27 protein-coding genes and 1 pseudogene are annotated in these 24,528 nt (G+C 70.6%); 3 read left to right on the top strand and 25 right to left on the bottom strand.

Translation table 11 applies throughout. From position 1 onward, the window contains the following. Window positions 1-38: 38 nt before the first annotated feature. The 3 genes from glmM to rplM form a co-directional block, all read right to left on the bottom strand. Entirely contained in the window at window positions 39-1,385 is a 1,347-nt protein-coding gene (gene glmM / locus Aru02nite_RS12470) for a phosphoglucosamine mutase (protein ID WP_203657632.1), read from the bottom strand. 132 nt (window positions 1,386-1,517) lie between these two features. Further along, window positions 1,518-1,970 carry a 30S ribosomal protein S9 gene (gene rpsI / locus Aru02nite_RS12465; RefSeq protein WP_203657631.1) on the bottom strand — a complete coding sequence of 151 codons (453 nt, stop codon included), beginning with the start codon at window positions 1,968-1,970 and terminating at the stop codon, window positions 1,518-1,520. A 13-nt stretch (window positions 1,971-1,983) separates the two neighbouring features. Next, window positions 1,984-2,427, bottom strand: coding sequence for a 50S ribosomal protein L13 (rplM, locus tag Aru02nite_RS12460; protein ID WP_203657630.1), 444 nt, complete (start codon window positions 2,425-2,427; stop codon window positions 1,984-1,986). 432 nt (window positions 2,428-2,859) lie between these two features. Between rplM and Aru02nite_RS12455 the strand changes: the two genes are divergently transcribed. Further along, entirely contained in the window at window positions 2,860-4,146 is a 1,287-nt protein-coding gene (locus Aru02nite_RS12455) for an MFS transporter (protein WP_203657629.1), read from the top strand. A gap of 326 nt (window positions 4,147-4,472) precedes the next feature. Here the strand turns inward: Aru02nite_RS12455 and Aru02nite_RS12450 are convergent, their stop codons facing one another. From Aru02nite_RS12450 to Aru02nite_RS12435, 4 genes and pseudogenes are all read right to left on the bottom strand, one after another. Then, the gene (locus Aru02nite_RS12450; RefSeq protein ID WP_239076635.1) at window positions 4,473-5,603 is read right to left on the bottom strand and encodes a DUF5925 domain-containing protein; all 1,131 of its coding nucleotides are present in this window, start codon (window positions 5,601-5,603) and stop codon (window positions 4,473-4,475) included. Between the two features lie 28 nt (window positions 5,604-5,631). After that, complete coding sequence (locus Aru02nite_RS12445) at window positions 5,632-6,921, bottom strand: DUF5925 domain-containing protein (protein WP_239076634.1); 1,290 nt, start codon at window positions 6,919-6,921, stop codon at window positions 5,632-5,634. A 42-nt stretch (window positions 6,922-6,963) separates the two neighbouring features. Further along, window positions 6,964-8,679, bottom strand: a complete 1,716-nt coding sequence (locus Aru02nite_RS12440; RefSeq protein ID WP_203657628.1) for an ABC-F family ATP-binding cassette domain-containing protein — start codon at window positions 8,677-8,679, stop codon at window positions 6,964-6,966. Between the two features lie 42 nt (window positions 8,680-8,721). Continuing rightward, window positions 8,722-9,321, bottom strand: a pseudogene (locus Aru02nite_RS12435) (class I SAM-dependent methyltransferase); the annotation flags it as partial. Between the two features lie 380 nt (window positions 9,322-9,701). Between Aru02nite_RS12435 and Aru02nite_RS12430 the strand changes: the two are divergent. After that, window positions 9,702-10,820: a hypothetical protein gene (locus tag Aru02nite_RS12430; protein ID WP_203657627.1), complete on the top strand. Its 1,119-nt coding sequence runs from the start codon at window positions 9,702-9,704 to the stop codon at window positions 10,818-10,820. Window positions 10,821-11,131: 311 nt separating this feature from the next. On the opposite strand, the gene Aru02nite_RS12425 is transcribed toward Aru02nite_RS12430, so the two are convergent. Then, complete coding sequence (locus Aru02nite_RS12425) at window positions 11,132-11,887, bottom strand: hypothetical protein (protein WP_203657626.1); 756 nt, start codon at window positions 11,885-11,887, stop codon at window positions 11,132-11,134. A 296-nt stretch (window positions 11,888-12,183) separates the two neighbouring features. On the opposite strand from Aru02nite_RS12425, the gene Aru02nite_RS12420 reads away from it, so the two are divergent. Next, window positions 12,184-12,915: a DUF7873 family protein gene (locus Aru02nite_RS12420; RefSeq protein WP_203657625.1), complete on the top strand. Its 732-nt coding sequence runs from the start codon at window positions 12,184-12,186 to the stop codon at window positions 12,913-12,915. Window positions 12,916-13,807: 892 nt separating this feature from the next. Here the strand turns inward: Aru02nite_RS12420 and truA are convergent. The 17 genes from truA to rplF form a co-directional block, all read right to left on the bottom strand. Further along, complete coding sequence (truA, locus tag Aru02nite_RS12415) at window positions 13,808-14,626, bottom strand: tRNA pseudouridine(38-40) synthase TruA (protein WP_203657685.1); 819 nt, start codon at window positions 14,624-14,626, stop codon at window positions 13,808-13,810. Window positions 14,627-14,717: 91 nt separating this feature from the next. Further along, window positions 14,718-15,212: a 50S ribosomal protein L17 gene (rplQ, locus tag Aru02nite_RS12410; protein WP_203657624.1), complete on the bottom strand. Its 495-nt coding sequence runs from the start codon at window positions 15,210-15,212 to the stop codon at window positions 14,718-14,720. Window positions 15,213-15,273: 61 nt separating this feature from the next. Beyond that, window positions 15,274-16,296 (bottom strand): DNA-directed RNA polymerase subunit alpha, encoded by a 1,023-nt coding sequence (locus Aru02nite_RS12405; protein ID WP_203657623.1) that lies wholly within the window; start codon window positions 16,294-16,296, stop codon window positions 15,274-15,276. A 90-nt stretch (window positions 16,297-16,386) separates the two neighbouring features. Continuing rightward, window positions 16,387-17,013, bottom strand: coding sequence for a 30S ribosomal protein S4 (gene rpsD, locus Aru02nite_RS12400; RefSeq protein ID WP_203657622.1), 627 nt, complete (start codon window positions 17,011-17,013; stop codon window positions 16,387-16,389). 17 nt (window positions 17,014-17,030) lie between these two features. Next, on the bottom strand, window positions 17,031-17,432 hold the full coding sequence (gene rpsK, locus Aru02nite_RS12395; protein ID WP_203657621.1) for a 30S ribosomal protein S11: 402 nt from the start codon (window positions 17,430-17,432) through the stop codon (window positions 17,031-17,033). A 37-nt stretch (window positions 17,433-17,469) separates the two neighbouring features. Further along, window positions 17,470-17,850 (bottom strand): 30S ribosomal protein S13, encoded by a 381-nt coding sequence (gene rpsM, locus Aru02nite_RS12390; RefSeq protein ID WP_203657620.1) that lies wholly within the window; start codon window positions 17,848-17,850, stop codon window positions 17,470-17,472. A gap of 152 nt (window positions 17,851-18,002) precedes the next feature. Further along, window positions 18,003-18,116 carry a 50S ribosomal protein L36 gene (rpmJ, locus tag Aru02nite_RS12385; protein ID WP_203657619.1) on the bottom strand — a complete coding sequence of 38 codons (114 nt, stop codon included), beginning with the start codon at window positions 18,114-18,116 and terminating at the stop codon, window positions 18,003-18,005. 156 nt (window positions 18,117-18,272) lie between these two features. After that, window positions 18,273-18,494, bottom strand: a complete 222-nt coding sequence (gene infA, locus Aru02nite_RS12380) for a translation initiation factor IF-1 (protein ID WP_203657618.1) — start codon at window positions 18,492-18,494, stop codon at window positions 18,273-18,275. Between the two features lie 199 nt (window positions 18,495-18,693). Next, entirely contained in the window at window positions 18,694-19,095 is a 402-nt protein-coding gene (locus tag Aru02nite_RS12375; protein ID WP_239076633.1) for a DUF1707 SHOCT-like domain-containing protein, read from the bottom strand. 84 nt (window positions 19,096-19,179) lie between these two features. After that, window positions 19,180-20,004, bottom strand: coding sequence for a type I methionyl aminopeptidase (gene map / locus Aru02nite_RS12370; protein ID WP_275408621.1), 825 nt, complete (start codon window positions 20,002-20,004; stop codon window positions 19,180-19,182). A 7-nt stretch (window positions 20,005-20,011) separates the two neighbouring features. Next, window positions 20,012-20,665, bottom strand: coding sequence for an adenylate kinase (locus Aru02nite_RS12365; protein WP_203657617.1), 654 nt, complete (start codon window positions 20,663-20,665; stop codon window positions 20,012-20,014). 136 nt (window positions 20,666-20,801) lie between these two features. Beyond that, window positions 20,802-22,127: a preprotein translocase subunit SecY gene (gene secY, locus Aru02nite_RS12360; protein ID WP_203657616.1), complete on the bottom strand. Its 1,326-nt coding sequence runs from the start codon at window positions 22,125-22,127 to the stop codon at window positions 20,802-20,804. Between the two features lie 201 nt (window positions 22,128-22,328). Beyond that, complete coding sequence (gene rplO, locus Aru02nite_RS12355; RefSeq protein WP_203657615.1) at window positions 22,329-22,772, bottom strand: 50S ribosomal protein L15; 444 nt, start codon at window positions 22,770-22,772, stop codon at window positions 22,329-22,331. Between the two features lie 2 nt (window positions 22,773-22,774). Beyond that, window positions 22,775-22,957, bottom strand: coding sequence for a 50S ribosomal protein L30 (gene rpmD, locus Aru02nite_RS12350; RefSeq protein ID WP_203657614.1), 183 nt, complete (start codon window positions 22,955-22,957; stop codon window positions 22,775-22,777). A 14-nt stretch (window positions 22,958-22,971) separates the two neighbouring features. Further along, the gene (gene rpsE, locus Aru02nite_RS12345; RefSeq protein WP_203657613.1) at window positions 22,972-23,571 is read right to left on the bottom strand and encodes a 30S ribosomal protein S5; all 600 of its coding nucleotides are present in this window, start codon (window positions 23,569-23,571) and stop codon (window positions 22,972-22,974) included. A 16-nt stretch (window positions 23,572-23,587) separates the two neighbouring features. Beyond that, on the bottom strand, window positions 23,588-23,983 hold the full coding sequence (gene rplR, locus Aru02nite_RS12340; protein WP_203657612.1) for a 50S ribosomal protein L18: 396 nt from the start codon (window positions 23,981-23,983) through the stop codon (window positions 23,588-23,590). Then, a complete protein-coding gene (gene rplF / locus Aru02nite_RS12335) occupies window positions 23,983-24,519 on the bottom strand; it encodes a 50S ribosomal protein L6 (protein ID WP_203657611.1) in 537 nt (178 codons plus the stop codon). Before rplF ends, rplR begins: the two co-directional genes overlap by 1 nt. Between the last annotated feature and the right edge of the window lie 9 nt (window positions 24,520-24,528).

Raw genomic sequence — 24,528 nt, 5'->3', positions numbered from 1 at the left:
CACCGGAAACCGCTTGCCGCTCGGGTACCGGGGCCGGGTCAGGCGGGGCTGACGGCGCGGACCGTCGCCGCGATGGACTCGGCGGTCTCGACCGCCTGCCGCTGCGTCTCCGCCTCCACCATCACCCGGATCAGCGGCTCCGTACCGGAGGGGCGCAGCAACACGCGGCCCGTCGTACCGAGGGCCTGCTCGGCGGCGCTCACGGCCTCGACGACCTTCGTCGCCGTGGCGGCGGTCTTGTCCGCGACCCGGACGTTCGTCAGCACCTGCGGCAGCGGCCGTACGACGGCGGCCAGGTCGGCCAGGCTGCGACCGGTCCCGGCCATCCGCGCGAGCAGGTGCAGCGCGGTCAGCGTGCCGTCACCGGTCGTCGCGTACCCGGGCATGACGACGTGGCCGGACTGCTCGCCACCGAGCGCGAGGCCACGCGACCGCAGCTCCTCCAGCACGTACCGGTCGCCGACGGCGGTGGTGGCCACCTCGATGCCGTGCTCGTGCATGGCCAGGTGCAGGCCCAGGTTGCTCATCACGGTGACGACGAGCGTGTCGGCGGTGAGCGTGCCGGCGTCCTTCATGCCCAGCGCGAGGATGCCCATGATCTGGTCGCCGTCGACGGTCTCGCCGTCGGCGGTCACGGCCAGGCAGCGGTCCGCGTCACCGTCGTGCGCGATGCCCACGTCCGCCCGGTGCTCGCGTACCGCGGCGCGGAGGTCGTCGAGGTGGGTGGAACCACACTTGTCGTTGATGTTGAGCCCGTCGGGCTCGGCGTGGATCGCGATGACCGTCGCCCCGGCCCGCTCGTACACCAGCGGGCTGACCGCGGACGCCGCCCCGTTGGCGCAGTCCACCACGACCGTGAGGCCGTCCAGCCGGTGCGGCAGCGTCGCCAGCAGATGCCCGACGTACGTCTCCGCGCCCGCCTCGTACTCCCGGATCCGGCCGATGCCCGCGCCGGTCGGGCGGGTCCACGAGTCGGGTGCCTCGACCAGCTTCTCGATCTGCTCCTCGACCTCGTCGGGCAGCTTGTGCCCACCGGCCCCGAACAGCTTGATCCCGTTGTCCGGCATCGGGTTGTGGCTCGCGGACAGCACCACACCGAAGTGTGCGCCGGTCGACGCGACCAGGTCGGCGACCGCGGGGGTGGGCAGTACACCGACGCGCAGCACGTCGGTGCCGGCGCTGGTGAGACCCGCCACCACGGCGGCCTCCAGCATGTCGCCGCTGGCCCGCGGATCCCGGCCGACCACGGCCAGCGGTCGCGCCCCGTCCTCCGACCCGACGCCCAGTACGTGCGCGGCGGACACCGCGACGCCGACCGCCAGCTCGGGCGTCAGCTCGGTGTTGGCGAGCCCACGCACCCCGTCGGTACCGAACAACCGAGCCATGCACACCCCTCGCTATCGAAGTCGTCAGCGCCCGTTCAACCGCAGGCTACTTTCCCCGAACAGCAGTTCGGCCGGACACGATGCAGACGTGTCCGGCCGAGACAGGATCCGGCGGAAAGGCCGGACCACAAACTACCGCTTGGAGTACTGAGGCGCCTTGCGCGCCTTCTTCAGGCCGTACTTCTTCGACTCGACGGCGCGGTCGTCACGCGTCAGGAAGCCGGCCTTCTTCAGCGCCGGGCGGTGGTCGGGGTCGACCTCGCACAGGGCGCGGGCGATCGCCAGGCGCAGCGCGCCGGCCTGCCCGGTGATGCCGCCGCCCTTGAGGTTGGCGTGCACGTCGTACGCCTCGACCCGCTCGGAGGTCACCAGCGGCTCCTTGACGAGCTGCTGGCTGACCTTGCTCGGGAAGTACTCCTCCAGGGTGCGGCCGTTGAGCTTGAACTGGCCGGTGCCGGGAACCAGGCGGACCCGGACGATGGCCTCCTTGCGGCGGCCCACGGTCTGCACCGGGCGGTCGGCGGCGCGCGGCGTCGGGACGGGCTCGACGACCTCGGCGACTGTCTCTTCGATGGCGCTGGTCACGCTTACTCCTGCCCTACTGCGCGATCTGGGTGATCTCGAACGGGGTCGGCTGCTGCGCCGAGTGCGGGTGCTCCGGGCCGGCGTAGATCTTCAGCTTCTTGAGGATCTGACGGCTGAGCCGGTTGTGCGGGAGCATGCCCTTGACGGCGAGCTCGACGGCCCGCTCCGGGCGCTTCTCCAGCAGCTCGGTGTAGCCGACCTGCTTGAGGCCGCCCGGGTAGCCGGAGTGGCGGTAGGCCACCTTCTGCTCGCGCTTGTTGCCGGTCAGGGCCACCTTGCTCGCGTTCACGATGATCACGAAGTCGCCGGTGTCCATGTGCGGCGCGAAGGTCGGCTTGTGCTTGCCGCGCAGGAGCTGAGCGGTCTGGCTGGCGAGGCGGCCGAGCACGACGTCCGTGGCGTCGATGACGTGCCACTGGCGCGCAATCTCGCCCGGCTTGGGGCTGTACGTACGCACAGGTTTACCTTGTCTCGTCGTCGGTGTCTCGGGGTGCGGCCGCCTGAAGGTATCGACGCCCTGAGTCGGGCGTGCGGACGGTACACGCAACAGCCCACAACGATACCTGGCGGCTTCCGGCACGGTCAAAGTGACCCCGCTCCGGCGTCCCAGGGTACCTGAGCGCCCGACGGCGCCGCCCCCGGCAGTCACCGTACCGCCGCGACGTGGGTCACCGTGGCGCCGGATCAGCGGAACGGGCGGGGTCGCGGGCGGCCGGGAGCGGGCACGTAGCAGGAGAAAAGTTAACCAAGATCGACATAATGCGAAAGATCGTTTCGGGGAGCAGGATGCATCCTGGACCGTGCGAAATCCGACGCACCCGCGGTCGTGGAACGAAGCGGAGGTGAGCTCGATGGGCAGAGCCGTGGCACGTCGTTCCGGGGAGGCACCGTGAGCACGGCGGCGACGCCGGCCGGGCGGCAACGACTGACCCGGGACCAACGCAGCTCGTTCATCGCCGCACTGCTCGGCTGGACGATGGACGCGTTCGACTACTTCATCATCGTGCTGGTGTACGCGGAGATCGCCAAGGACTTCACGATGTCCCTGGAGGCGGTCGCCGTGCTCACCACGGTGACGCTCGTCATGCGGCCCGTCGGCGCCGCGCTGTTCGGGCTGTGGGCCGACCGGGTCGGCCGCCGGGTGCCGCTCATCACCTGCGTCTGCTTCTACGCGGTGGTCGGCTTCGTCTGCGCCTTCGCGCCGAACTTCACCGTCCTGCTCGTCCTCCGCCTCCTGTACGGGATCGGCATGGGTGGCGAGTGGGGGCTCGGCGCCGCGCTCGCCATGGAGAAGATCCCGGCCGGTCGCCGCGGCTTCTTCTCCGGCGTCCTCCAGGAGGGGTACGCCTTCGGCTACCTGCTCGCGTCGCTGGCGTTCCTGCTGATCCACTCGACGCTGGGGCTGTCCTGGCGGTGGATGTTCGCGCTGTCCATCCTGCCGGCGCTGATCAGCCTCATCGTCCGCATGTCCGTACGCGAGTCGGAGGTGTGGGAGACCGCCGTCGAGCGGCGCCGCGCCACGAGGACCACCATCGCGCAGGTCTTCTTCAACTGGAAGACGCTGCGCCGGTTCATCTACCTGGTCCTGCTGATGACCGCGTTCAACTGGATGAGCCACGGCACGCAGGACGTCTACCCGACGTTCCTGAAGGAGAGCGGGAACGGCGGGATCGGACTCAGCGCGACCACCGCCACCTGGATCGCCGTCATCTACAACGTCGGCGCGATCCTCGGCGGCACCCTCGTCGGCACGCTGTCGCAGAAGTTCGGCCGGCGCGTCTCGATCATCTTCTGTGCCGTACTCGGCCTGCCCATCGTCCCCCTCTTCGCGTACTCCCGGACCGCGGCGCTGCTGTGCCTCGGCTCGTTCCTGATGCAGGTGATGGTGCAGGGCGCGTGGGGCGTCATCCCCGCACACCTGACCGAACTGTCGCCGGACGAGATCCGCGGCTTCTACCCGGGCGTGACGTACCAGCTCGGGAACCTGCTCGCGGCGCTCAACCTGCCGATCCAGCAGCACCTCGCCGCCACGCACGGGTATCCGTTCGCCCTGGCGGCCACGATCGTCCCGGTGTTCGTGGCGGTGATCGTGCTGACCGCCATCGGCAAGGAGGCCCGCGGCATCGCCTTCGGTACCAGGGCGGCGTCCGCGGTCGCCGAGAAGGCGGTGACCTGACCGGTACGGGGCGCGGTGCGCATCGCCGCGCCCCGTACCGTCCGGTCGCCGGCGCGGCGCGGCCGGCACCCGCGGGCCGGTGACGGCCGACCGCGCTGCTCCCGGTGGCCGGCGCGCCGCACTGTTGGGCGTCGCTGGATCGCTTGCGGGGCAGGGTTTCCGGCGCCGACGCGGCAGTCGTCGGGACGTTTCCCGGACCGATCCTTCGTACCCGGTTCGGGCGGCGGACCACGCCGGCGACCGTACTGCCGCGACCTCGCACACGAGGACACGGCGATGACGGCCAGCGTCCGCTTTCCCTTGTAGTACAAGGGAAAGCGGCGCGGTCAGAGGTAGAAGCCGCCGGCCGGGCGGGCGGCGCGGGTCACGCCGACCGGGTCGGCACCGTCGCGCAGCGCGAACAGTTCGGCCAGGGTCGCGCCGTCCGGGCCGACCTCGCCGGCGCCGCCGAGCCAGCGGGTGGCCTCCTCGCGCGGCAGCGCACCGATCTCCACCCGGGCCAGGCAGCGGCCCGGCCGGGTGACCGCCGGGTGCAGGCGGGACAGGTCCTCGTTCGTGGTGATCGCGACGAGTACCCGGCGGGACTGGCCCAGCAGCCCGTCCGTCAGGTTCAGCAGCCGGGCGAGCGCCTGACCGCTGGTGCGCTTGGCGTCGCCGCGGATCAGCTCGTCGCAGTCCTCCAGCAGCAGCAGCCGCCAGCGGCCGTCGTCCTCCTCCTCGCCGTCCCCGAGTACGACGTCCATCAGGTACCCGGGGTCGGCGAACAGGTGCTCCGGGTCGAGTACGCAGTCGACCTGGCACCAGTCGTGCCACTGCCGGGCCAGCGACCGCAGCGCCGTCGTCTTGCCCGTACCGGGCTCGCCGTGCATCAGCATCAGCCGGCCCGTCGTCGGCCCCGGCCGGAACGCCATCACCCGGTCGAGCGCGGCCGCGACCGTACCGGCGTAGTTGGCGCGGATGTCCAGCCAGCTCGGCGCGTCCACGGACCGTACGGTGCGGTACCCGCCGCGCCGCGCCGAGTGGTACCAGAAGCCCAGGTCGACCGCGCCGTCCTCGGCGTCCACCGGTGTCGACGCGGCGTCGCTGGTGGCGGAGGCGAGCACGGACCGGGCCAGCTCGTCGCTGATCGCGGTGACGGTCACCTCGCCGCCACCCCCACGCCACCGTACGGCGCGCAGCGTCCAGCCCTCGCCGGTCGCGAGCAGCGCCTCCCGACGGTCACCGGCCGCCTGGCGTACCGGGACCGCGCCGGGCGGCAGCAGCGACGCGTCCGGCCGGATGTGGTCCAGCCGGGCGGTCCTGGCCCACGGCTGCGCCCCGTCCGCGAACGGCGTCAGCGACAGCGCGTCGACCACGTCGTACGTGGTGTCGGCGTCGTCCATGTGGACCACGATCGGCAGCGTCCGTACGGGATCGACGCTGGCGGAGGGCACGGTCAACTCACGGGGGGTGCTCACCTCTCCGATGGTGTCAGCACCTCGGCCATCACGAACAGTGACGTCCCGCACGCTGAAACGGCTCAACCACGCCGTTCCCGACCGTCCCGACCACAGACCGCAACCAGTCGATCTTGGACGGGTACCCCCAGAACCGGCGATCACGCCGCGTCAGAGGTAGAAGCCGCCGGCCGGCTCGGGGCGGACGGCGCAGCTCCACCGGCGGACGCCCGGCGCGCAGCGCGAACAGCTCGGCCAGCGTGGCGCCGGTCGCCGGTGCCTTCGCCGCGTCGCCGAGCCACGCCTGCGCCTCGTCCGCGGTCAGCGGGCCGACCTCGATCTGCGCCAGGCACCGACCCGGGCGTACGACGGCGGGGTGGAGCTGTTGCAGGTCCTCGTTGGTGGTGATGCCGACGAGCACGTTGCGGCCCTGGCCGAGCAGCCCGTCGGTCAGGTTGAGCAGCCGCGACAGCGCCTGACCCGTCGCGTACTTCGCCTCGCCGCGGATCAGCTCGTCGCAGTCCTCCAGCAACAGCAGCCGGAACTTGCCGTCCTCGTCGTTGTCGTCCCCGATGACCAGGTCCATCAGGTAACTCGGCTCCGCGAACAGCTTCTCCGGGTCGAGTACGCAGTCGACCTGGCACCACGAACGCCACGACCGGGCCAGCGCCCGCAACGCCGTCGTCTTGCCCGTACCGGGCGGGCCGTGCAGGAGCAGCAGCCGGCCGTTGACCGAGTCCGGGGTGACCGTCATCAGCTTCGCCAGCGCCTCGGACACCGGGCGCGAGTAGTTCCGCGTGATGTCCGCCCACTCGCTCGTACCGATCCCGCGCGCCGTCCGGTACGCCCCGTGCCGCGACGAGTGGTACCAGAAACCGATCTCGACGGTGTCCGGCTCGGGCGACGGCTCCGCGGCCACCCCGTCCACCGCCCGCTCCAGTACGGAGACGGCCAGGTCCTCGGTGGTCGCGGTGACGGTCACCTCGCCGCCGCCGCTACGCCAGCGCACCGCCCGCAGCGTCCAGCCGTCGCCGACTGCGAGCCGGGACTGCCGCGAGTCCTCGTGCACCGTACGCAGCAGGCGGGCGCCCTCGGGCAGCAGCGACGCCTCCGGCTTGATCCGCTCCAGCCGCTTCGTGCGCGCGTGCGGCTGCTCCCCGCTGATGAAGCGCATCAGGCTCAGCGCGTCGACCACGTCGTACGGCTCGTCGGCGTCGTCGGCGGTCATCCGTACCGGCAGCACCTCGGACACGTCGTCGGGGCGTGGGCGCTGCTGGTCCGGCGGGGTGAGACGGGTGCCCGACTCGTCCGGCTCGACGGCCTGTTGGGGGATGGACATGTCCCTATCGTCACTCACTCGTCCCGGACCGGCACACGCCGGTCACCGTACGTCCCAGACGGGCTCGGCCGTCTCCGTCACCGCACCGTCGTTCCCGAACACCAGGTACCGGTCGAAGCCGCGGGTGAACCACCGGTCGTGCGTCACCGCGAGCACCGTGCCCTGGAACGACCGGAGGCCCTCCTCCAGCGCCTCCGCGCTGACCAGGTCGAGGTTGTCGGTCGGCTCGTCGAGCAGCAGCAACGTCGCCCCGGACAGTTCCAGCAGCAGCACCATGAAGCGCGCCTGCTGACCGCCGGACAGGGTGCCGAAGTCCTGCTCCGACTGCCCCGTCAGCTCGTACCGGCTGAGCGCCTTCATCGCCGCCGACCGGTCCATGCCGTCGCGCCTCTCGTCCCCGCGCCACAGGATGTCCCGCAACGTCCGCCCGACCAGTTCCGGCCGGTCGTGCGTCTGCGAGAAGTGCCCCGGGCGCACCCGGGCGCCGAGCCGCGCCACGCCGGTGTGCGGCACCGGCGCCAGATGCGTACCGGGGAGCACGGTGCCCGGCTCCGGATCCGTGCCGCCGAGCGCGAGCAGCCGCAGGAAGTGCGACTTGCCCGTACCGTTCGCGCCGAGCACCGCGACCCGGTCGCCGTACCAGATCTCGGTGTCGAAACCGCTGGTCAGCGTCTCGCCGGACGGGTTCGACAGAGCCAGGTCCGTGCAGATCACCGCCCGCTTGCCGGTACGGCCGCCGCGCAGGTTCATCCGGATGTCCTGGTCCTTCGGCGGCGCCGGCGGCGGCCCCGCCTCCTCGAACTTCGCCAGCCGCGTCTTCGCCGCCTGCAACCGGCTCGCCATGTCCGAGTTGTACTTCGCCTTCTCCCGGTACATCAGCACCAGCTGCTTGATCTTGGCGTGCTCCTCGTCCCAGCGGCGGCGCAGCTCCTCCAGCCGCTCGTACCGGTCGGCGCGGGCCTCGTGCCAGCTCGCGAACCCGCCGCCGTGCGTCCACGAACTGCCCGACTCCAGGGCCACCACCCGGTCCGCGGTGTTCGCCAGCAGCTCCCGGTCGTGGCTCACGTACAGGACGGCCTTGTCGGAGGCGTTCAGCTGCTCCTCCAACCGCCGCTTCGCCGGTACGTCGAGGAAGTTGTCCGGCTCGTCCAGCAGCAGCACCTCGTCCGGCCCGGACAGCAGCAGCTCCAGCGCGAACCGCTTCTGCTCGCCGCCGGACAGCGTGCCCAGCAGCCGGTCCTTCGCGTCGACCCACTCCGCGTCCAGCACCTCGATGGAGGCCGTGTCGAACGCCACCTCCGCCTCGTACCCGCCGGCGTCGCCCCACGCACCAAGCGCCTCCGCGTACCGCACCTGGGCCGCGCGCGCCGCGTTCGAGAACTTGCCGCGCAGCTCCGCAGTACGCATCGCCTGCTCCGCGGCGGCCAGTGCCGCGCCGGCCGCGCGTACCCGGGGCGGGGCCAGGGACAGCGCCAGATCCTGCACCGTGCCGCCACCCGGCCGCGGCGCCACACCCGGCACCTCGTCCGTCATCCCGATGAACTGGCGCATCACGCCCAACCCACCCGCGCGGGCGATCGCGCCCGTGGACACCGGCAGGTCACCGGCCACCATCCGGACCAGCGTCGTCTTGCCCGTCCCGTTGGCGCCCACCAGCGCCACCTTGGCGCCCTCGCCCACCCGGAACGACACGTCCGCGAAGAGTTCCCGCCCGTCGGCGAGCACATGGCTCAACCCGGCGACGTCGACATAGCCCACGAGTACCCGATTGTGCAGGTGACCGGCCGCCCTGTCGCGGGGTTATCCGGCCGCGGCGACGGACAGCACCCGGTAGCCCTTCTGGCTCGCGTGCCGGTCCACCGCGTACCCCTGGGTGGTCAGCCAGCCGGCCAGCGAGTCGGCGCCCAGGTTACGGGCCACGACCAGCCACGCCACCCCGCCCGGCGCCAGCCGCGGCAGCCACGTCGTCAGCAGCCCGTGCAGCGCCGGCTTCCCGATCCGGATCGGCGGATTCGACCAGATCTCGTCGAACACCACGTCCGCCGGCACCGCGTCCGGCGTCGCCGGGACGATCCGGTCGGCGGCACCCAGCGCGGCCGCGTTCTCCCGCACCAGGTCCAGCGCGCGGGCGTTCACATCCACCGCGTACACCGTGGCGGCCGGCGCGCTCACCGCCAGCGCTGCCGCGATCGGCCCGTACCCGCAGCCCAGGTCCAGCAGCGTCCCGGCCCGCCGCGGCAACGGCGCCTTACGCAGCAGTACGGCCGTGCCCGGGTCCAGCCGCGACGCCGAGAACACCCCGCCCGCCGCGGTCAACCGCACCTCCCGCGTACCGACCGCGAACCGTACCGTCGACCGGGTCGCGGGCGCGCTCGGATCCGCCGTGAAGTAGTGCTCCCCGGCCGCTGCCCCGTCACCGGGCCCCGCCGTACCGTCCCCGGCAGCGTCGGAAACCGCGCCGTCGTCCCCGGCAGCGTCGGGAACCGTGGCGTCGAAGCCAGGCGTCGCGCCGGTGCCACGTTCCGCGGAGCCGGGCGTCGGGGCGGCGGCGGGCGTCGGGGCGGGGTCGGGGCCGGCGGCGCCGCTGTCCGCGGTCGCCGCTGCCTCGCCTGGCTCCGTGGACTCGCCGGCGGCGTCGCGGGGCGTGGGGGCGGAGTCCTGAGCGGGGGTGCCGGGGTGCGTCGGGTCGCCGGGCGCCGGTCGGACCGCTCGCCCCGGGTCGTCGGCAGGCTCGTTCGGCACGCGGTGGCCCCTTCGGCTCGTTGGGTACTCTGGCGCGCATGACGCACCCGGACCCACGGTATCCGGGCGGCTTCCCGCCCCCGCACACCGACCGGGAGCAGGTCGGATCCCAGGATCAGCCCACCTCGATGCAGCCCTTCCCGGACCAGGCGACCCCGCCGTACTCCGGACAGTCGTCGCCCCCCGGCTCCCAGCCGTACCCCGGGGCGCAGCAGTACCCGGGGCAGGCGTCGGGCCAGGCGTACCAGGGACAGCAGCAGCATCCGGGGCAGGGGTTCGCGGGGCCGTCGTTGGGGGCGCCGCCGCCGAGTCCGTTCGCGCCCCAACCGGGCTCCGGTGCGCCGTTCGGCACGGGACTGCCCGCCCAGCCCTTCGGCGACCCGGTACGCCCGTTCGCGCCCGCCGCGACGCCCGAGCCCGTGCCCACGCCGCCGCGTCGGGACCGGCCGCACCGCTGGCCGAAGGTACTCGCCGGGATCGCCGCGGTGGTGCTCCTCGGCGGTCTGCTCGCCGGGTCGTACGCGCTGGTCAAGGGCAATCCGCAGGACACGCCGACGGCCGGGCCGAAGCACTCGGCGACGACCCCGCCGAGTCCGTCGCCGACCCGGTCGCCGATCGACGTCAGCGCGCGCGGTACGGATCCGAAGCCGCTGACCGTCGACGAGGTGTGGGGGCAGGACGACCTGCACCCGGACCCGGGCCGGGACGCCACGTACCGGATCCTGGCGCGGGACAAGCCGCGCACGGTGTGCGGGCAGGCGGCCACGGGCAAGGTCGGCGGCGTGCTCACCAAGTACCACTGCACGCAGGTGATCCGGGCGACGCTCGCCGCACCCGCCGACGGGTACGTGCTGACCGCCGGGATCTGCAACCTCGCCGACTCGGCCGGCGCGCAGTCCGCGGCCGACGCGATCAAGCAGCTCGGCCGGCAGACCCGCGGCAACTTCGCCGGCCTGTCCGCGCCCGGCGCACCGAAGCTGGCGAAGTCGCCGACCGTCTTCACCCTCCAGTCGTACGGCCACTACGTGCTCTACGTCGTGGTCGGCCGTACCGACGGCAAGGCGCCGGCCGGCAACGCCACCACGCAGCAGATCGTCACCGACATGGTCCAGACGTACCTGACGGGTGTGGTCGACGCCCGCCGCAACGCCGACTGACCGTCCCGCCGCAACGCCCGGCGAACACGTTGTCGGCCAACGGTTCCGCCGGCGGACGCGGCTAGCCGCCCACGGCGAGGGCCGCCCACCCCGGCCGGAACCCTTTCCTGTCAACGGTTTCCGGCTCGGTGGTCGCGCGGGCGGCAGCGCTGCGACGGCGCCCGACGCGATGCGCGACGGGCGCCGTCCACAGCGCCGACCCGTTTCCCGCCAACGGTTCCGCGGCGGCCCCTCACAGCTGACCCGTTGTCTGCCAACGGTTCTGTGTTCAAGGGCCAGCGGAGGCGTTGCCTGCCGCCGGATCCCGGGGGTCAGCCGACGGTACGGCGTCGGGCGAGGAGCAGGGCGACAGTACCGGTGCCGAGCAGTACGGCGGCGACACCGCCGACGAGCAGCAGCGAGGTACCGGTCACGGGCAGGCCGCCGGCCGCGGGCGTACTCGGGGATGCGGTGGCCGTGGGGCTGCCGCTGGGCGACGCGCTCGACGACACGAGCGTCACCGGTACCCGCGCGGAGACGGTGCCCTCGTCGTTGTGCGCGGTCAGCGTCACCCACCGCCTGGTCGGCGAGTGCGTCAGGTGCCGGACGACGAGCGTCGTGGTGTAGACGGCGGCATCCTCGTCGGTGGGTACCTGGCAGGTCATCCGGGACGACGTCGTCATCCCGCACGCGTACTCCTCCGGCGTGTACCGGACGGACAGCGGGCCGCCGAGGCCGTCGACGGTCAGCTGCCCACCGGCGCTGGTGTACCGGACGGTCACGGTGAGCGTCACCCGGTCGCCCTCCGCCGCCGGGTCGGGCGAGAACGTGCCCTCCACCGAGAACGGCGTCCCCGGCTCGGTGGACGTACTCGGGCTGGGGCTCGGGCTGTCGTCGGGCGTGCTGGCGCTCGGACTCGCACTGCTGCTGGGACTCGCGCTGGGGCTTGCGCTGTCGCTCGGACTCGCGCTGTCGCTCGGGCTCGGGCTGGGGCTCGGGCTCTCCGGCGTCGCGAGCGCGGGCGCACCCGCGGCGAGGGCGAGCGCGGCCGCGACGACCGGCACGGCGAGCATTCGGGGGATGCGCATGGGGACTCCTCGGGGTACGGTGCCCGTCCGGGCACCCACTCCACGCCTTGCCCGACGTCCCGGTTTCACGGCGGACACCGCGAAGATGCGGCCCCGGCGCGACGACCCGAAGGCGGCACACACCACGCCGCAGCCCCGCGTACGGTTTCACCCTCCACACCGGAACGTCTTGTACCGCAACGGTTTCCTGCCGTACCGGCGGAAAAGCGGTGCCGTCCGCTTGCCCGCGGCCGGTAGCCTCCGGTGCCGACACCACATTCCCTTCGCCGTACCGGCGAATGTCGAAGGCAGAAACGATGGCCAAGCTGAACCAGATCATCGCCGTGGAGAAGGGCGTCAAGAGCCGCTCGTTCGCCGAGCTCACCGCGAGCCACCACGCCCTGCAGAAGCAGGCCGCGCTGTCCGGCATCTCCCGGACGTACCAGCCGAAGGACGAGGAGGGTGAGCGGCTGCCGCCCGAGTCGACCCGCGTGCAGGTCAAGGCCGACGACGTCATCCGGGAGACGGTCCGCATCCTCACCCGGCTGTTCGACGTCACCGCCACCAAGGACTGGGCGAACTGCACGGCCCGCGCCGACGTGACCGTCGACGGCCGGACGATCCTGTCCGACGTGCCCGTCACGTACCTGCTGTTCCTGGAGAAGCAGCTCGTCGACCTGCACACGTTCGTGCGCAAGCTGCCGGTGCTCGACGCCGCCGAGTCCTGGACCTACGACGCGTCCGCCGACTCGTTCGCCACCGAGCCCGTGCAGACCCTGCGTACCCGGAAGGTGCCGCGCAACCACGTCAAGGCAGAGGCGACCGAGAAGCACCCGGCGCAGGTCGAGGTCTACCACGAGGACGTCACCGTCGGATACTGGCGCACCGTGAAGTTCTCCGGTGCGCTGCCCGCCAGCCGCATCAACGAACTCGTCGACCGCGTCGAGAAGCTCCAGGCCGCCGTGAAGTTCGCCCGCGAGGACGCGAACGGCACCGAGGTCGAGGACCGCAAGGTCGGCGAGCGGGTCCTCGGGTACCTGTTCGGCTGACCGCACGCCGCGCCGCCCCGCACGCTCGGGACGGCGCGGCTTTCCCTTGCGTACCAACCGACCGAGCCTCCGCGCCGCCCATCCCCCGGTACTTGTGGGCCCCGGTACTCGTGGCCCCGGTACTCGCGGCCCCGGGTTCTTGTGCGGCACCGGTTCCTGGTCACACGGGTTGCTCGCGCCGCATCGGTTACGTGGCACGTCGCTCCGGCTCCGCGTGACGCCGGATCCGCGTGGCGCCAGTCGTGCGTGGCCACGTCGCACAGGTACCGTGTCGCGACGGTGGTCCGGAGTGCGGCGGCGGGAAAGCGCTCGATCCCCTTGCCCGCAACGGTTATGCTGACCCCGCGCCAAGGAGCGCAGACTGAGACTGATGCTCAGCCTGAACCAGGGTCGCGCGGACAGGGATGACCCGCGCGTTCCAGGCGCCGGGTCCACAGTGGAGGTTCGAGTCCTCCTCCCGTCACTCGTGACGGGATAGCCCAACTGGCAGAGGCAGTCCCGGACACCGAGTCACGTTCACGCTATCGCTCCAGGATCAGCATTCTCGCCGAGTGTCGAATCGAGGGAGTACGGACGACAGGCCCAGGTTGCCGGTTCGAATCCGGCCCGCCCGGCTCACGGGAACCGTTGCGCCGCAACGGTTCTCCCGACGGGCGGTAGGCTCAATGGCAGAGTCGTGGGCCCACAGGATGATCCCGCTCTTAAACGTGTCGGCGCTACCAAATCGGCGACGGGTCGTTGATCGACCGGTTGGAGGTTCGAGTCCTCCCCCGCGCTTCGCGCGGTTAGCTCAATCGGTAGAGCAGTCGAATATCCCACGGGCCCGGCGGAAGGCTACTCCGCCGGGCCCACCTATCCCGGATCGCCTGCCGCGCAAGGGAACCGGCGCGGGTCAGGTCTCGTCGCGGCGGCGGCGGGTGGCGGCGTCCCGGGCGGCCCATTCCGCCGGGTCGGTCGGGTAGTCCACGCCGACCAGGCTCAGCCCGTGCGCGGGCGCCACGGTCACCTCGCTGGCCCGTTCCGTACGCGTCAGCAACCCACCCGGCCACGGTACGGTGCGCCGTCCCTCACCGACGGCGAGCAGCGCGCCGACGAGGCTGCGCACCATCGCCTGGCAGAACGCGTCGGCCGCCACCGACACGGTGATGACGTCACCGCGGACCACGTCGAGCCGCTGGAGTTCGCGGATGGTGGTGGCGTTGTCCTTGCGCCGGCAGTACGCGGCGAAGTCGTGCTCGCCGAGCAGTCCGCGCGCGGCGTCCGCCATCGCCGCGGTGTCGAGGGTCCGCGGCCACCCGAGCGTGTCGTACCGGCGCAGCGGCGTGGGCCCGGCCGGGTCGTCCGTGATCCGGTACTCGTACCTCCGGCGGAACGCCGAGAAGCGCGCGTCGAAGCGCGGGTCGACCGGGGTCACGGCATGCACGCGTACGTCGGGCGGCAGCACCCCGGCGAGCCGCCGCACCGCGACGGTCGGGTCCGGGGCCGCGGCACCGCGCGCCGACGCCACGCGTACCCAGGCGTCGTCGGGAACGTCGACGTGGCACACCTGACCGGTGGCGTGCACCCCCGCATCGGTACGCCCCGCCACCGTCAACCCGTCGTACTCCCGGAACAGCCGCCCGAGCGCCTCCCCGAGTACTCCCGCGACGCTGCGGCGGTCCGGCTGCACCGCCCAACCCGAGAACCCCGTGCCGTCGTACGCCACGCCCATCCGCAACCGCAACGCCCGAAACCCTTCCGTACCAATGGATCGAGCCCGCCACCGCGCGAGGCGGTGACGGGCTCGGCCAGGAACTGCGAACCTACTCGGACTTGCTCTCGTCCGCGTCGGTGTCCTCGACGGCGGCCTCGGCCGCGGGCTCCTCCGGGGCCAGCGCGGCGGCGGTCTCCGTCTTGGCGGCGGCCGGACGGGCCGACCGCTTCGGCGCCGGCGCCTCGGCCAGCTCCTCGACCAGCTCGATGACGGCCATCGGCGCGTTGTCGCCCTTGCGCGGGCCGACCTTCACGATCCGGGTGTAGCCGCCGGGCCGGTTGGTGAACCGCGGCGCGATCTCTGCGAACAGCTGGTACGCCACGTCCTTGTCCCGGACCACGGTGGCCACCTGACGGCGGGCGTGCAGGTCACCGCGCTTGGCGAAGGTGACCATACGCTCGGCCAGCGGGCGGACCCGCTTCGCCTTCGCCTCGGTGGTCGTGATCTTGCCGTGCTTGAACAGCGACGTCGCCAGGTTCGCCAGCATCAACCGCTCGTGGGCCGGGCTGCCACCCAGACGGGCACCCCTGGTCGGCTTGGGCATTTTCGAAGGCTCCTCTATTCCAGTGCGGCTCGGGGGCGCCCCTCACCTGCGGTACTACAGCTTAGAGCTGCTCGGTCTCGCGGAAGTCGTTGCCGTCGTAGTCGGGCTCGGCGAAGCTCTCCGCGACACTGGCAGGGTCGAACCCGGGAGCCTGGTCCTTCAGGCCCAGCCCCATACCGGCCAGCTTCATCTTGACCTCGTCGATGGACTTCTGACCGAAGTTCCGGATGTCGAGCAGGTCCGCCTCGGTACGCGACAGCAGCTCACCAACGCTGTTGATGCCCTCGCGCTTGAGGCAGTTGTACGACCGGACGGTCAGGTCCAGCTCCTCGATCGGCAGCGCCAGGTCGGCGGCGAGCTGCGCGTCCTGCGGCGACGGGCCGATGTCGATGCCCTCGGCCGCCTCGTCCAGCTCGCGGGCCAGCCCGAACAGCTCGACCAGGGTCGAACCGGCGGACGCCAGCGCGGTACGCGGCGAGATCGAGTTCTTCGTCTCGACGTCGAGTACCAGCTTGTCGAAGTCGGTGCGCTGCTCGACACGGGTCGCCTCGACGCGGTAGCTGACCTTCAGCACCGGCGAGTAGATCGAGTCGACCGGGATCCGGCCGATCTCCTGGCCCTGCTGCTTGTTCTGCGCGGCCGTGACGTAGCCACGTCCACGCTCGACGACCAGCTCCATGTCCAGCCGACCCTTGTCGTTCAGGGTGGCCAGGTGCAGGTCGGGGTTGTGCACCTCGACGCCCGCCGGCGGCTGGATGTCACCCGCGGTCACCGGGCCGGGGCCCTGCTTCCGCAGGTACATGGTGACCGGCTCGTCGTGCTCGGAGCTGACGGTCAGCTCCTTGATGTTCAGCACGAGGTCGACGACGTCCTCCTTGACACCGGGAATCGTCGTGAACTCGTGCAGCACGCCGTCGATCTTGATGCTCGTGACGGCCGCGCCGGGAATGGAGCTGAGCAGGGTACGCCGCAGCGAGTTGCCGAGCGTGTACCCGAAGCCCGGCTCCAGGGGCTCGATCGTGAACCGCGAACGGTTCTCGGCAATCGACTCCTCGGACAGCGACGGCCGCTGGGTGATGAGCACGGTGTTTCCTCCATCTGGTCGGGCGCCCGCCATATGACGCCACAACATGCTTCCGGTCCCCGGAGCGGGCTGCCCCGGGGACCGCAGGTGTTACTTCGAGTAGTACTCGACGATGAGCTGCTCCTGCACCGGCGTGTCGATGACCTGCCGGGCCGGGGCCGAGTGGATCAGGATCTTCATCGGGCCGGGGATGGCCTCAAGCCACGCCGGCACCGTCTTCTCGCCGGCCTCGGCCTTGGCGACCACGAACGGCGTGAGCTCGCGGGACTTCTCCCGGACCTCGACGATGTCGTGCTCGGTCACCTGGTACGACGGGATGTCGACCTTGCGGCCGTTCACCACGAAGTGGCCGTGCCGGATGAGCTGACGGGCCATGTCCCGGGACTTGGCGTACCCGGCGCGGTAGACCACGTTGTCGAGGCGCATCTCCAGCAGCTGGAGCAGGGCCTCACCGGTCTTGCCCTTCTGCCGGTTCGCTTCCTCGTAGTACCGCACGAACTGCTTCTCCAGCACGCCGTACACCCGGCGGGCCTTCTGCTTCTCACGAAGCTGCAGCAGGTACTCGGTCTCCTTGAGCCGACCGCGGCCGTGCTGGCCGGGCGGGTAGGGACGCGACTCCAGCGGGCACTTCGGGCCCTCGCACTTGCTGCCCTTGAGGTACAGCTTCATCTTCTCGCGCCGGCAGCGGCGGCAGTCAGGACCTGTGTAACGAGCCATGATTCTCCTGCTCCCCCTCAGACCCGACGGCGCTTCGGCGGCCGGCATCCGTTGTGCGGCTGCGGCGTGACGTCCTGGATCGACCCGACCTCGAGGCCGGCCGCCTGCAGCGACCGGATCGCGGTCTCCCGGCCGGAACCGGGGCCCTTGACGAACACGTCGACCTTGCGCATGCCGTGCTCCATCGCACGACGCGCCGCCGCCTCAGCGGCCAGCTGCGCCGCGAACGGCGTCGACTTGCGGGAGCCTTTGTAACCCACCTGGCCGGACGACGCCCACGAGATCACCGCACCGGTCGGGTCGGTGATCGACACGATCGTGTTGTTGAACGTGCTCTTGATGTGGGCGTGGCCGTGGGCCACGTTCTTCTTTTCCTTACGCCGGACCTTCTTGGCACCGGCACGCGCCTTGGGCGGCATACCTGTATGTCTCTCCTGTCGAGATCGTCAGCGGTTACTACTTCTTGCCCGGCTTCTTCTTGCCGGCAACGGTGCGCTTCGGGCCCTTGCGGGAACGCGCGTTGGTACGGGTCCGCTGCCCGCGTACGGGCAGGCCGCGACGGTGCCGGATGCCCTGGTAGCAACCGATCTCGATCTTGCGCCGGATGTCCGAGGCGACCTCGCGGCGAAGGTCACCCTCTACCTGGTAGCTGGCCTCGATCCAGTCGCGGAGCTGAACCAGCTCCTCGTCGGTGAGGTCACGGACGCGCTTGTCGGGGCTGATGCCGGTCTTGTCGAGCGTTTCGATCGCCCGGGTCCGACCGACCCCGTAGATGTACGTGAGCGCGATCTCCAGCCGCTTTTCGCGGGGAAGATCGACGCCGACCAGACGTGCCATTACTGGGCGTACTCCTCGTGTCCATCCGGAGGTCTGCGCCCGTCCGTCCCCGCGCGCCCAATGAGCGGGGCCCCAGCCTCCGGGCCGAGGGTACGACCGTGGACGGGCCTTCCTGGTGGTGAAGCGTCAGTGCGATCCGCGCAGCGCTGGGCTCAGCCCTGGCGCTGCTTGTGCCGCGGGTCAGAGCAGATGATCATGACCCGGCCGTGACGGCGGATCACCCGGCACTTGTTGCAGATCTTCTTAACGCTCGGCTTTACCTTCACGGTTCTAAGCGTCCTTCAATGGGGAGCACCCCCGCGCACGACGGAAGTACTCTTTCGATCACGGACACGGCGGGCCCGTGTCAGGCGAGCGGCAAAGGACCGGACCGCCGTACGGCAGCCCGGTGGTCCCACCACCCGAAGAGAGTCCCGAGGGACTCACTTGTAGCGGTAGACGATGCGTCCCCGGGTCAGGTCGTAGGGAGAGAGCTCCACGACTACCCGGTCCTCCGGCAAAATACGGATGTAGTGCTGCCGCATCTTGCCGCTGATGTGTGCCAACACTCGATGGCCATTGGAGAGCTCCACGCGGAACATCGCGTTCGGCAGGGGCTCCACAACACGGCCCTCGATCTCGATGGCGCCGTCCTTCTTCGGCATGTCCTCCGCTTACCCTGACGAGTCGGGTCCTATGGTCGACGTACAGTGCCTCAGCCGCGGTCCCGCGCGCTCACGGACGCCGGAGGGCCACCTCAGCAGAGGGTGTCCGCGGCAGGTCCGATTGAAGACACGACAGGACGGGCGCTGTGCGCCAAGGATGTATCTTACGCGGCCCGATCACGCTTGCCAAACCGGGCCGTCAGCGGCGCCCGTACCGTCCGGAACGGGCCAGGCCCCAGAAGCCGAAGATGAACAGCGGCCAGAACGGGATCAACACGCCACCGGTGGCGACCGACATCAGGACACTCAGCCCGATGAACACGAAGACCACCGAAAGCACCGCGATCGCACGGCTCGGCGGCTCGCCCCCGCGCGCACGGGCGAGTGCGGCGCGTTTCTCACCCAGCGGCGCCGGCACCGGCAGCCCCGGCAGATCCGCCGTCAACGGCACCAGATCCCGGTACGTCTTCGCCTGGTACGCGGACTGCACGCGCTCGTCGTACTCCTCCACGTCGAGGCGGCCTTCGCCAAGCGCCGTGCCCAGTTGGTCGACGACCTCCTGGCGCTCGGCGTCCGACACCCGCATGTCCTGCCGGTCCACGGCCGCCCCCCTCCCCGTGCAGCAGAGGTACCCGACTCCATGGTACGGCGGGATGCGCGGGAAAGCGGTTGCCGCGGAAATGGCTCAGAGGGCGGGGGTGGCGAGCGCCGACGCGAGGTCGCCGAGACGGGAGCGGCCGCCGTCCGGCGCCGTGAGTACCCAGAGGCCGTCGGAGCACAGCGCGACCGAATGTTCGACGTGCGCGGCGAGCGAATGGTCGGCCGTGACGACCGTCCACTGGTCGTCCAGCTCCACGACGTCGGCGCGGCCCATCGTGATCATCGGCTCGATCGCCAGCGCCATGCCGGTCACCAGCTTCGGGCCCTTGCCCGGACGTCCGTAGTTCAGGATGTGCGGGTCCTGGTGCATCTCCGTACCGATGCCGTGCCCGCCGTACCCCTCGACGATCCCGTACTGTCCGCCGGCGCGGACGACCTGCTCGATCGCGTACGAGATGTCGGTGAGGCGACGGCCGGTGCCCGCGGCGGCGATGCCCGCCCACATGGCGTCCTCGGCGACGTCGATCATCCGGGTCAGCGCCGGGTCGACCTCCCCGACCGGGACGGTGATCGCCGAATCGCCGTGCCAGCCCTCGATGATGGCGCCGCAGTCGATCGAGATGATGTCGCCCTCGGCAAGGACCTGGTCCGCGCTCGGGATCGCGTGCACGACCTGGTCGTTCACCGACGCGCAGATCGTCGCCGGATAGCCGTAGTACCCCTTGAAGTTGGGGGTGCCGCCGGCGGCCCGGATGTTCGACTCGGCCAGCTCGTCGAGATCCTTGGTCGAGACACCCGGCGCGACCGCGGCGCGCAGCTTCGCCAGGGTGTCGGCGACCAGGAGGCCGGCCTCGCGCATGAGCGCGAACTGCTCGGGCGTCTTGAGCTGGATGCGTTGCTTGGCGAACAAGTGGGTCCTAACCGCCGTACGACCGGAGCGCGTCGTACGCCCGCTGGGTCACGTCCTCGACCGGGCCGACCGCGTCCAAGCCGACCAGCTTGCCCTGGGCGGCGTAGTACGCCACGAGGGGCTGGGTGTCGCGCGCGTACACCCGGAGGCGCTCGGCGATGGTCTCCGGCTTGTCGTCGTCGCGCTGGAACAGCTCGCCGCCGCACCGGTCGCACGCCCCGGACCTGGCCGGCGGATCGAACTCGACGTGCCAGATCTTCCCGCAGCCCCGACAGGTACGCCGGCCGGACAGCCGCCGGATGACCTCCTCCTCCTCGACCACGAGTTCGAGAACGAGGTCGAGACCGGTGCCGAGGTCCGCGAGCATCTTGTCGAGCTCCTGCGCCTGCGGCACCGTACGCGGGAATCCGTCGAGCAGGAAGCCGTCCTCGGCGTCGGGCTCCGCCAGGCGGCCCCGCACCATGTTGATGACGACCTGGTCGGGGACCAGCTCGCCGGCGTCCATGTACCCCTTGGCCTCGCGGCCCAGCTCGGTGCCGTCCGCGACGTTGGCCCGGAGGATGTCGCCGGTGGAGATCTTCGGCGCAGACAGGTGCGCGGCGATGAACTCCGCCTGGGTTCCCTTGCCCGCCCCCGGCGGACCCACCAGCACCAGCCTCATGCCCGTTCCTCGCTTCGCGTCGGACGGGCGTGGCACACGAGGCCGCTGCGCTGACGACTCGCCCGTTGGCGCCCGCTCATGCCATCACCTCGATCCACCGGACTTCCTGTGCGCGAACCCCCGCTGCGCGGCGACACTACCGGAGGAACCCTTCGTAGTTGCGCTGCATCAGCTGCGATTCGATCTGCTTCACCGTCTCCAGGCCGACGCCGACCATGATCAGCACCGCCGTACCGCCGAACGGGAAGTTCTGCACGTTGCCGCCGGCGAGGCCGATGAACAGGTTCGGCAGCACCGCGATGATGCCCAGGTACAGCGAGCCCGGCAGGGTGATCCGGCTCAGGATGAAGTCCAGGTACTCCGCGGTCGGCCGCCCGGGCCGGATGCCCGGCACGAACCCGCCGTACTTCTTCATGTTGTCCGCGACCTCGGTCGGGTTGAACGTGATCGCGACGTAGAAGTACGTGAAGAAGACGATGAGCGCGAAGTACAGAAGGATGTGGACCCAGTTGTTCTGCTGGGTGATGTACCTGGTGATGAAGGTGACCACCGGGTTCGTGCTGTTCTGGCCGGCGAGCTGGGTGACCAGCTGCGGCAGGTAGAGCAGCGACGAGGCGAAGATGACCGGGATGACGCCGGCCTGGTTCACCTTCAACGGAATGTAGGTCGAGGTGCCGCCGAACATGCGGCGGCCGATCATACGTTTCGCGTACTGCACCGGGACGCGGCGCTGGGCCTGCTCGATGAACACGACCGCGGCGATCACGACGATGCCGATGCCGAGCACGATCGCGAACGTCAGCGTGCCCTTCTTCAGGATCGTCCAGCCCTCGGACGGCATCCGGGCCGCGATGTTCGTGAAGATCAGGACCGACATGCCGTTGCCGACACCGCGGTCGGTGACCAGCTCACCCAGCCACATGATGCAGCCGGTACCGGCGGTCATGGTGATCACGATGACGACGAGCGTGAGCCAGTGCGGCAGCGGGCCGACCGTCGGGATGATCGGGTCGGTGCACTGGTTGCCGAACAGCTGGCCGGACTCCGCGAGCGCGATGTACCCGGAGGCCTGCAGCACCGCCAGGCCGAGCGTCAGGTACCGCGTGTACTGCGTGATCTTCGCCTGGCCGGACTGACCTTCCTTGCGCAGCAGCTCCAGCCGGGGAATCACGACGGTCAGCAGCTGCAGGATGATGCTCGCGGTGATGTAGGGCATGATGCCCAGCGCGAACACACTCAACTGGAACAGCGCACCGCCGGAGAACAGGTTCAACAGTGTGAAGACGTCCGACGTCGCGTTGCTCTTGCTCGCGATGTCGATGCACTTCTGCACATTGGTGTACGAGACGCCGGGGCTCGGTATCGCCGCACCGAGTCGGAAGATGGCCAGGATGAAGATCGTGAACAGTATCTTCTTGCGCAGGTCAGGCGTACGGAACGCGCTGACAAAGGCGGAGAGCAACTGTTCCTCCTGCGCAGACTGACCGCCGACGCGGCGGTACGTGTCGATCCCAGTGCCCGGCGCACCCGCCGGGGCTCGGGGGCGACTCTAACAGTACGGGCGATTACGACGGTATCCATGGCGGCGACAACGGTGCCGACATGAGACCGCGCCGTTGCGGGGAACCGGATCGGCCCTCACAACGGCGCGGTTTCTGCATCGCTACAGCTCGGTGGTGGACCCACCGGCGGCGGCGATCTTCTCCTTGGCCGACGCGCTGAACGCGTGCGCCGAGACCTGGAGCTTGACGCCGCCGAGGTCGCCCGAGCCGAGCACCTTGACGGGCTCACCGGCGCGGACGGCGCCGGCCTCGGCCAGCTCGACCGGACCGATCTCGCCACCGTTCGGGAACAGGCTGGCCAGCCGGTCCAGGTTCACGACCTGGAAGACGACCTTGTTCCTGCTCTTGAAGCCCTTCAGCTTCGGCAGCCGCATGTGGATGGGCATCTGCCCACCCTCGAACGCAGCCGGCACGTTCTTCCGGGCCTTCGTACCCTTCGTACCGCGACCGGCGGTCTTGCCCTTCGAGCCCTCACCGCGGCCGACCCGGATCTTGCTGGTCTTGGCGCCCGGCGCGGGACGCAGGTGATGAACCTTCAGTGCCATCGCTACTCCACCTCCTCAACCTGCACGAGGTGGGTCACGGTGCGGACCATGCCCCGGATCTCCGGACGGTCCTCCTTGACCACCACGTCGTGAATCCGCTTCAGGCCGAGGCTGCGCAGCGTCTCGCGCTGGTTCTGCTTCGTACCGATCACGGACCGGACCTGGGTGACCTTCAGGCGTGCCATGTCATGTCTCCCGTTCAGCTCGCCAGGCCCGCACGGGTCCGCAGCATCGCGGTCGGAGCCACGTCCTCCAGCGGCAGGCCACGACGGGCCGCCACCTGCTCCGGCGACTCAAGACCCTTCAGCGCGGCCACGGTGGCGTGCACGATGTTGATCGGGTTCGACGAGCCCAGGCTCTTGGAGAGCACGTCGTGGATCCCCGCGCACTCCAGTACGGCACGCACCGGGCCACCGGCGATCACACCGGTACCGGCGGAGGCCGGCTTGAGCATGACCACGCCCGCAGCGTCCTCGCCGATCACCGGATGGGTGATCGTCGCGCCGATGCGCGGCACCTTGAAGAAGTGCTTCTTGGCCTCCTCGACACCCTTGGCGATCGCCGCGGGCACCTCCTTGGCCTTCCCATATCCGACACCAACGGTGCCGTCACCATCGCCCACCACGACCAGCGCGGTGAAGCTGAACCGGCGACCACCCTTGACTACCTTGGCGACGCGGTTGATCTTGACGAGCCGCTCGAGGTGCGGTGTCTTCTCCGCGGCCGCGCCGCCACGGCCGCCATCCCGGCGATCCCGGCGGTTGTCGCCGGATCCGCCACGGCGCTGCGGACCTGCCATCAGGCGCTACCTTTCCTCAGAATTCCAAGCCGCCAGAACGCGCGGCGTCGGCCAGCGCGGCGATACGCCCGTGGTAGGCGTTGCCGCCGCGGTCGAAGACCACCTGGGTCACGCCCGCGTCCTTCGCCCGCGCGGCGATGAGCTCGCCGACCTTGCGGGCCTGGTCCTTCTTGTCGCCCTCGGCGCTGCGCAGCGTCTCCTCCAGCGTCGACGCCGACACCAGGGTGTGCCCCTTGGTGTCGTCCACGACCTGGGCGAAGATGTTGCGCAGGGACCGGGTCACGACCAGCCGCGGACGGTCCGCGGTGCCGTTGATGTGCTTGCGCACCCGGTAGTGCCGCCGGCTCTTGGAGATCCGACGTGCCGCGGCACCGCCCTTCACCGCGTTGCGGTTGATGAGCTTGGCACCCATTACTTACCCGCCTTTCCGGCCTTGCGGCGGACGACCTCGCCCTGGTACCGCACACCCTTGCCCTTGTACGGCTCCGGCGGCCGGATCTTGCGAATGTTCGCCGCGACCTCGCCCACCAACTGCTTGTTGATGCCGGACACGGTGAGCTGGGTCGGCTTCTGCACGCTGAACGAGATCCCGTCCGGCGCGGTCACCACCACCGGGTGCGAGAACCCGAGCGCGAACTCAAGGTCCGAACCCTTCGCCTGCACGCGGTAACCGGTGCCCTGGATCTCCAGAACCTTGGAGTATCCGTCGGTCACACCGACCACGAGGTTGTTCACGAGGGTCCGAGACAGCCCGTGCAGGGCGCGCGAACGACGCTCGTCGTTCGGCCGCTCCACGTACAGCGTGCCGTCCTCGATCTTCGCGGTGATCGGCTCGGCGAGCGTGTGCGACAGCTCGCCCTTCGGCCCCTTGACCGACACGGTGGCGCCGTCGATGTTGACGTCCACACCGGCCGGGACCGGGATCGGCTTACGTCCAATCCGAGACATGGCTCCGCA

This window comes from Actinocatenispora rupis, from assembly GCF_016861975.1.
GTDB lineage: Bacteria > Actinomycetota > Actinomycetes > Mycobacteriales > Micromonosporaceae > Actinocatenispora > Actinocatenispora rupis.
The sequence above is the reverse complement of the archived record's forward strand: the minus strand, read 5'-3'. Positions and strand labels throughout refer to the sequence as shown.

What these genes read in the sequence shown, in the direction of transcription:
- glmM (WP_203657632.1), bottom strand. Translation starts at nt 1,385, where the DNA reads ATGGCTCGGTTGTTCGGTACCGACGGGGTGCGTGGGCTCGCCAACACC.
- Aru02nite_RS12445 (WP_239076634.1), bottom strand. Translation starts at nt 6,921, where the DNA reads ATGTCCATCCCCCAACAGGCCGTCGAGCCGGACGAGTCGGGCACCCGT.
- Aru02nite_RS12430 (WP_203657627.1), top strand. Translation starts at nt 9,702, where the DNA reads ATGACGCACCCGGACCCACGGTATCCGGGCGGCTTCCCGCCCCCGCAC.
- Aru02nite_RS12425 (WP_203657626.1), bottom strand. Translation starts at nt 11,887, where the DNA reads ATGCGCATCCCCCGAATGCTCGCCGTGCCGGTCGTCGCGGCCGCGCTC.
- Aru02nite_RS12420 (WP_203657625.1), top strand. Translation starts at nt 12,184, where the DNA reads ATGGCCAAGCTGAACCAGATCATCGCCGTGGAGAAGGGCGTCAAGAGC.
- truA (WP_203657685.1), bottom strand. Translation starts at nt 14,626, where the DNA reads ATGGGCGTGGCGTACGACGGCACGGGGTTCTCGGGTTGGGCGGTGCAG.
- rplQ (WP_203657624.1), bottom strand. Translation starts at nt 15,212, where the DNA reads ATGCCCAAGCCGACCAGGGGTGCCCGTCTGGGTGGCAGCCCGGCCCAC.
- rpsD (WP_203657622.1), bottom strand. Translation starts at nt 17,013, where the DNA reads ATGGCTCGTTACACAGGTCCTGACTGCCGCCGCTGCCGGCGCGAGAAG.
- rpsK (WP_203657621.1), bottom strand. Translation starts at nt 17,432, where the DNA reads ATGCCGCCCAAGGCGCGTGCCGGTGCCAAGAAGGTCCGGCGTAAGGAA.
- rpsM (WP_203657620.1), bottom strand. Translation starts at nt 17,850, where the DNA reads ATGGCACGTCTGGTCGGCGTCGATCTTCCCCGCGAAAAGCGGCTGGAG.
- infA (WP_203657618.1), bottom strand. Translation starts at nt 18,494, where the DNA reads ATGCCGAAGAAGGACGGCGCCATCGAGATCGAGGGCCGTGTTGTGGAG.
- Aru02nite_RS12365 (WP_203657617.1), bottom strand. Translation starts at nt 20,665, where the DNA reads ATGAGGCTGGTGCTGGTGGGTCCGCCGGGGGCGGGCAAGGGAACCCAG.
- rplO (WP_203657615.1), bottom strand. Translation starts at nt 22,772, where the DNA reads ATGGCACTGAAGGTTCATCACCTGCGTCCCGCGCCGGGCGCCAAGACC.
- rpmD (WP_203657614.1), bottom strand. Translation starts at nt 22,957, where the DNA reads ATGGCACGCCTGAAGGTCACCCAGGTCCGGTCCGTGATCGGTACGAAG.
- rpsE (WP_203657613.1), bottom strand. Translation starts at nt 23,571, where the DNA reads ATGGCAGGTCCGCAGCGCCGTGGCGGATCCGGCGACAACCGCCGGGAT.
- rplR (WP_203657612.1), bottom strand. Translation starts at nt 23,983, where the DNA reads ATGGGTGCCAAGCTCATCAACCGCAACGCGGTGAAGGGCGGTGCCGCG.
- rplF (WP_203657611.1), bottom strand. Translation starts at nt 24,519, where the DNA reads ATGTCTCGGATTGGACGTAAGCCGATCCCGGTCCCGGCCGGTGTGGAC.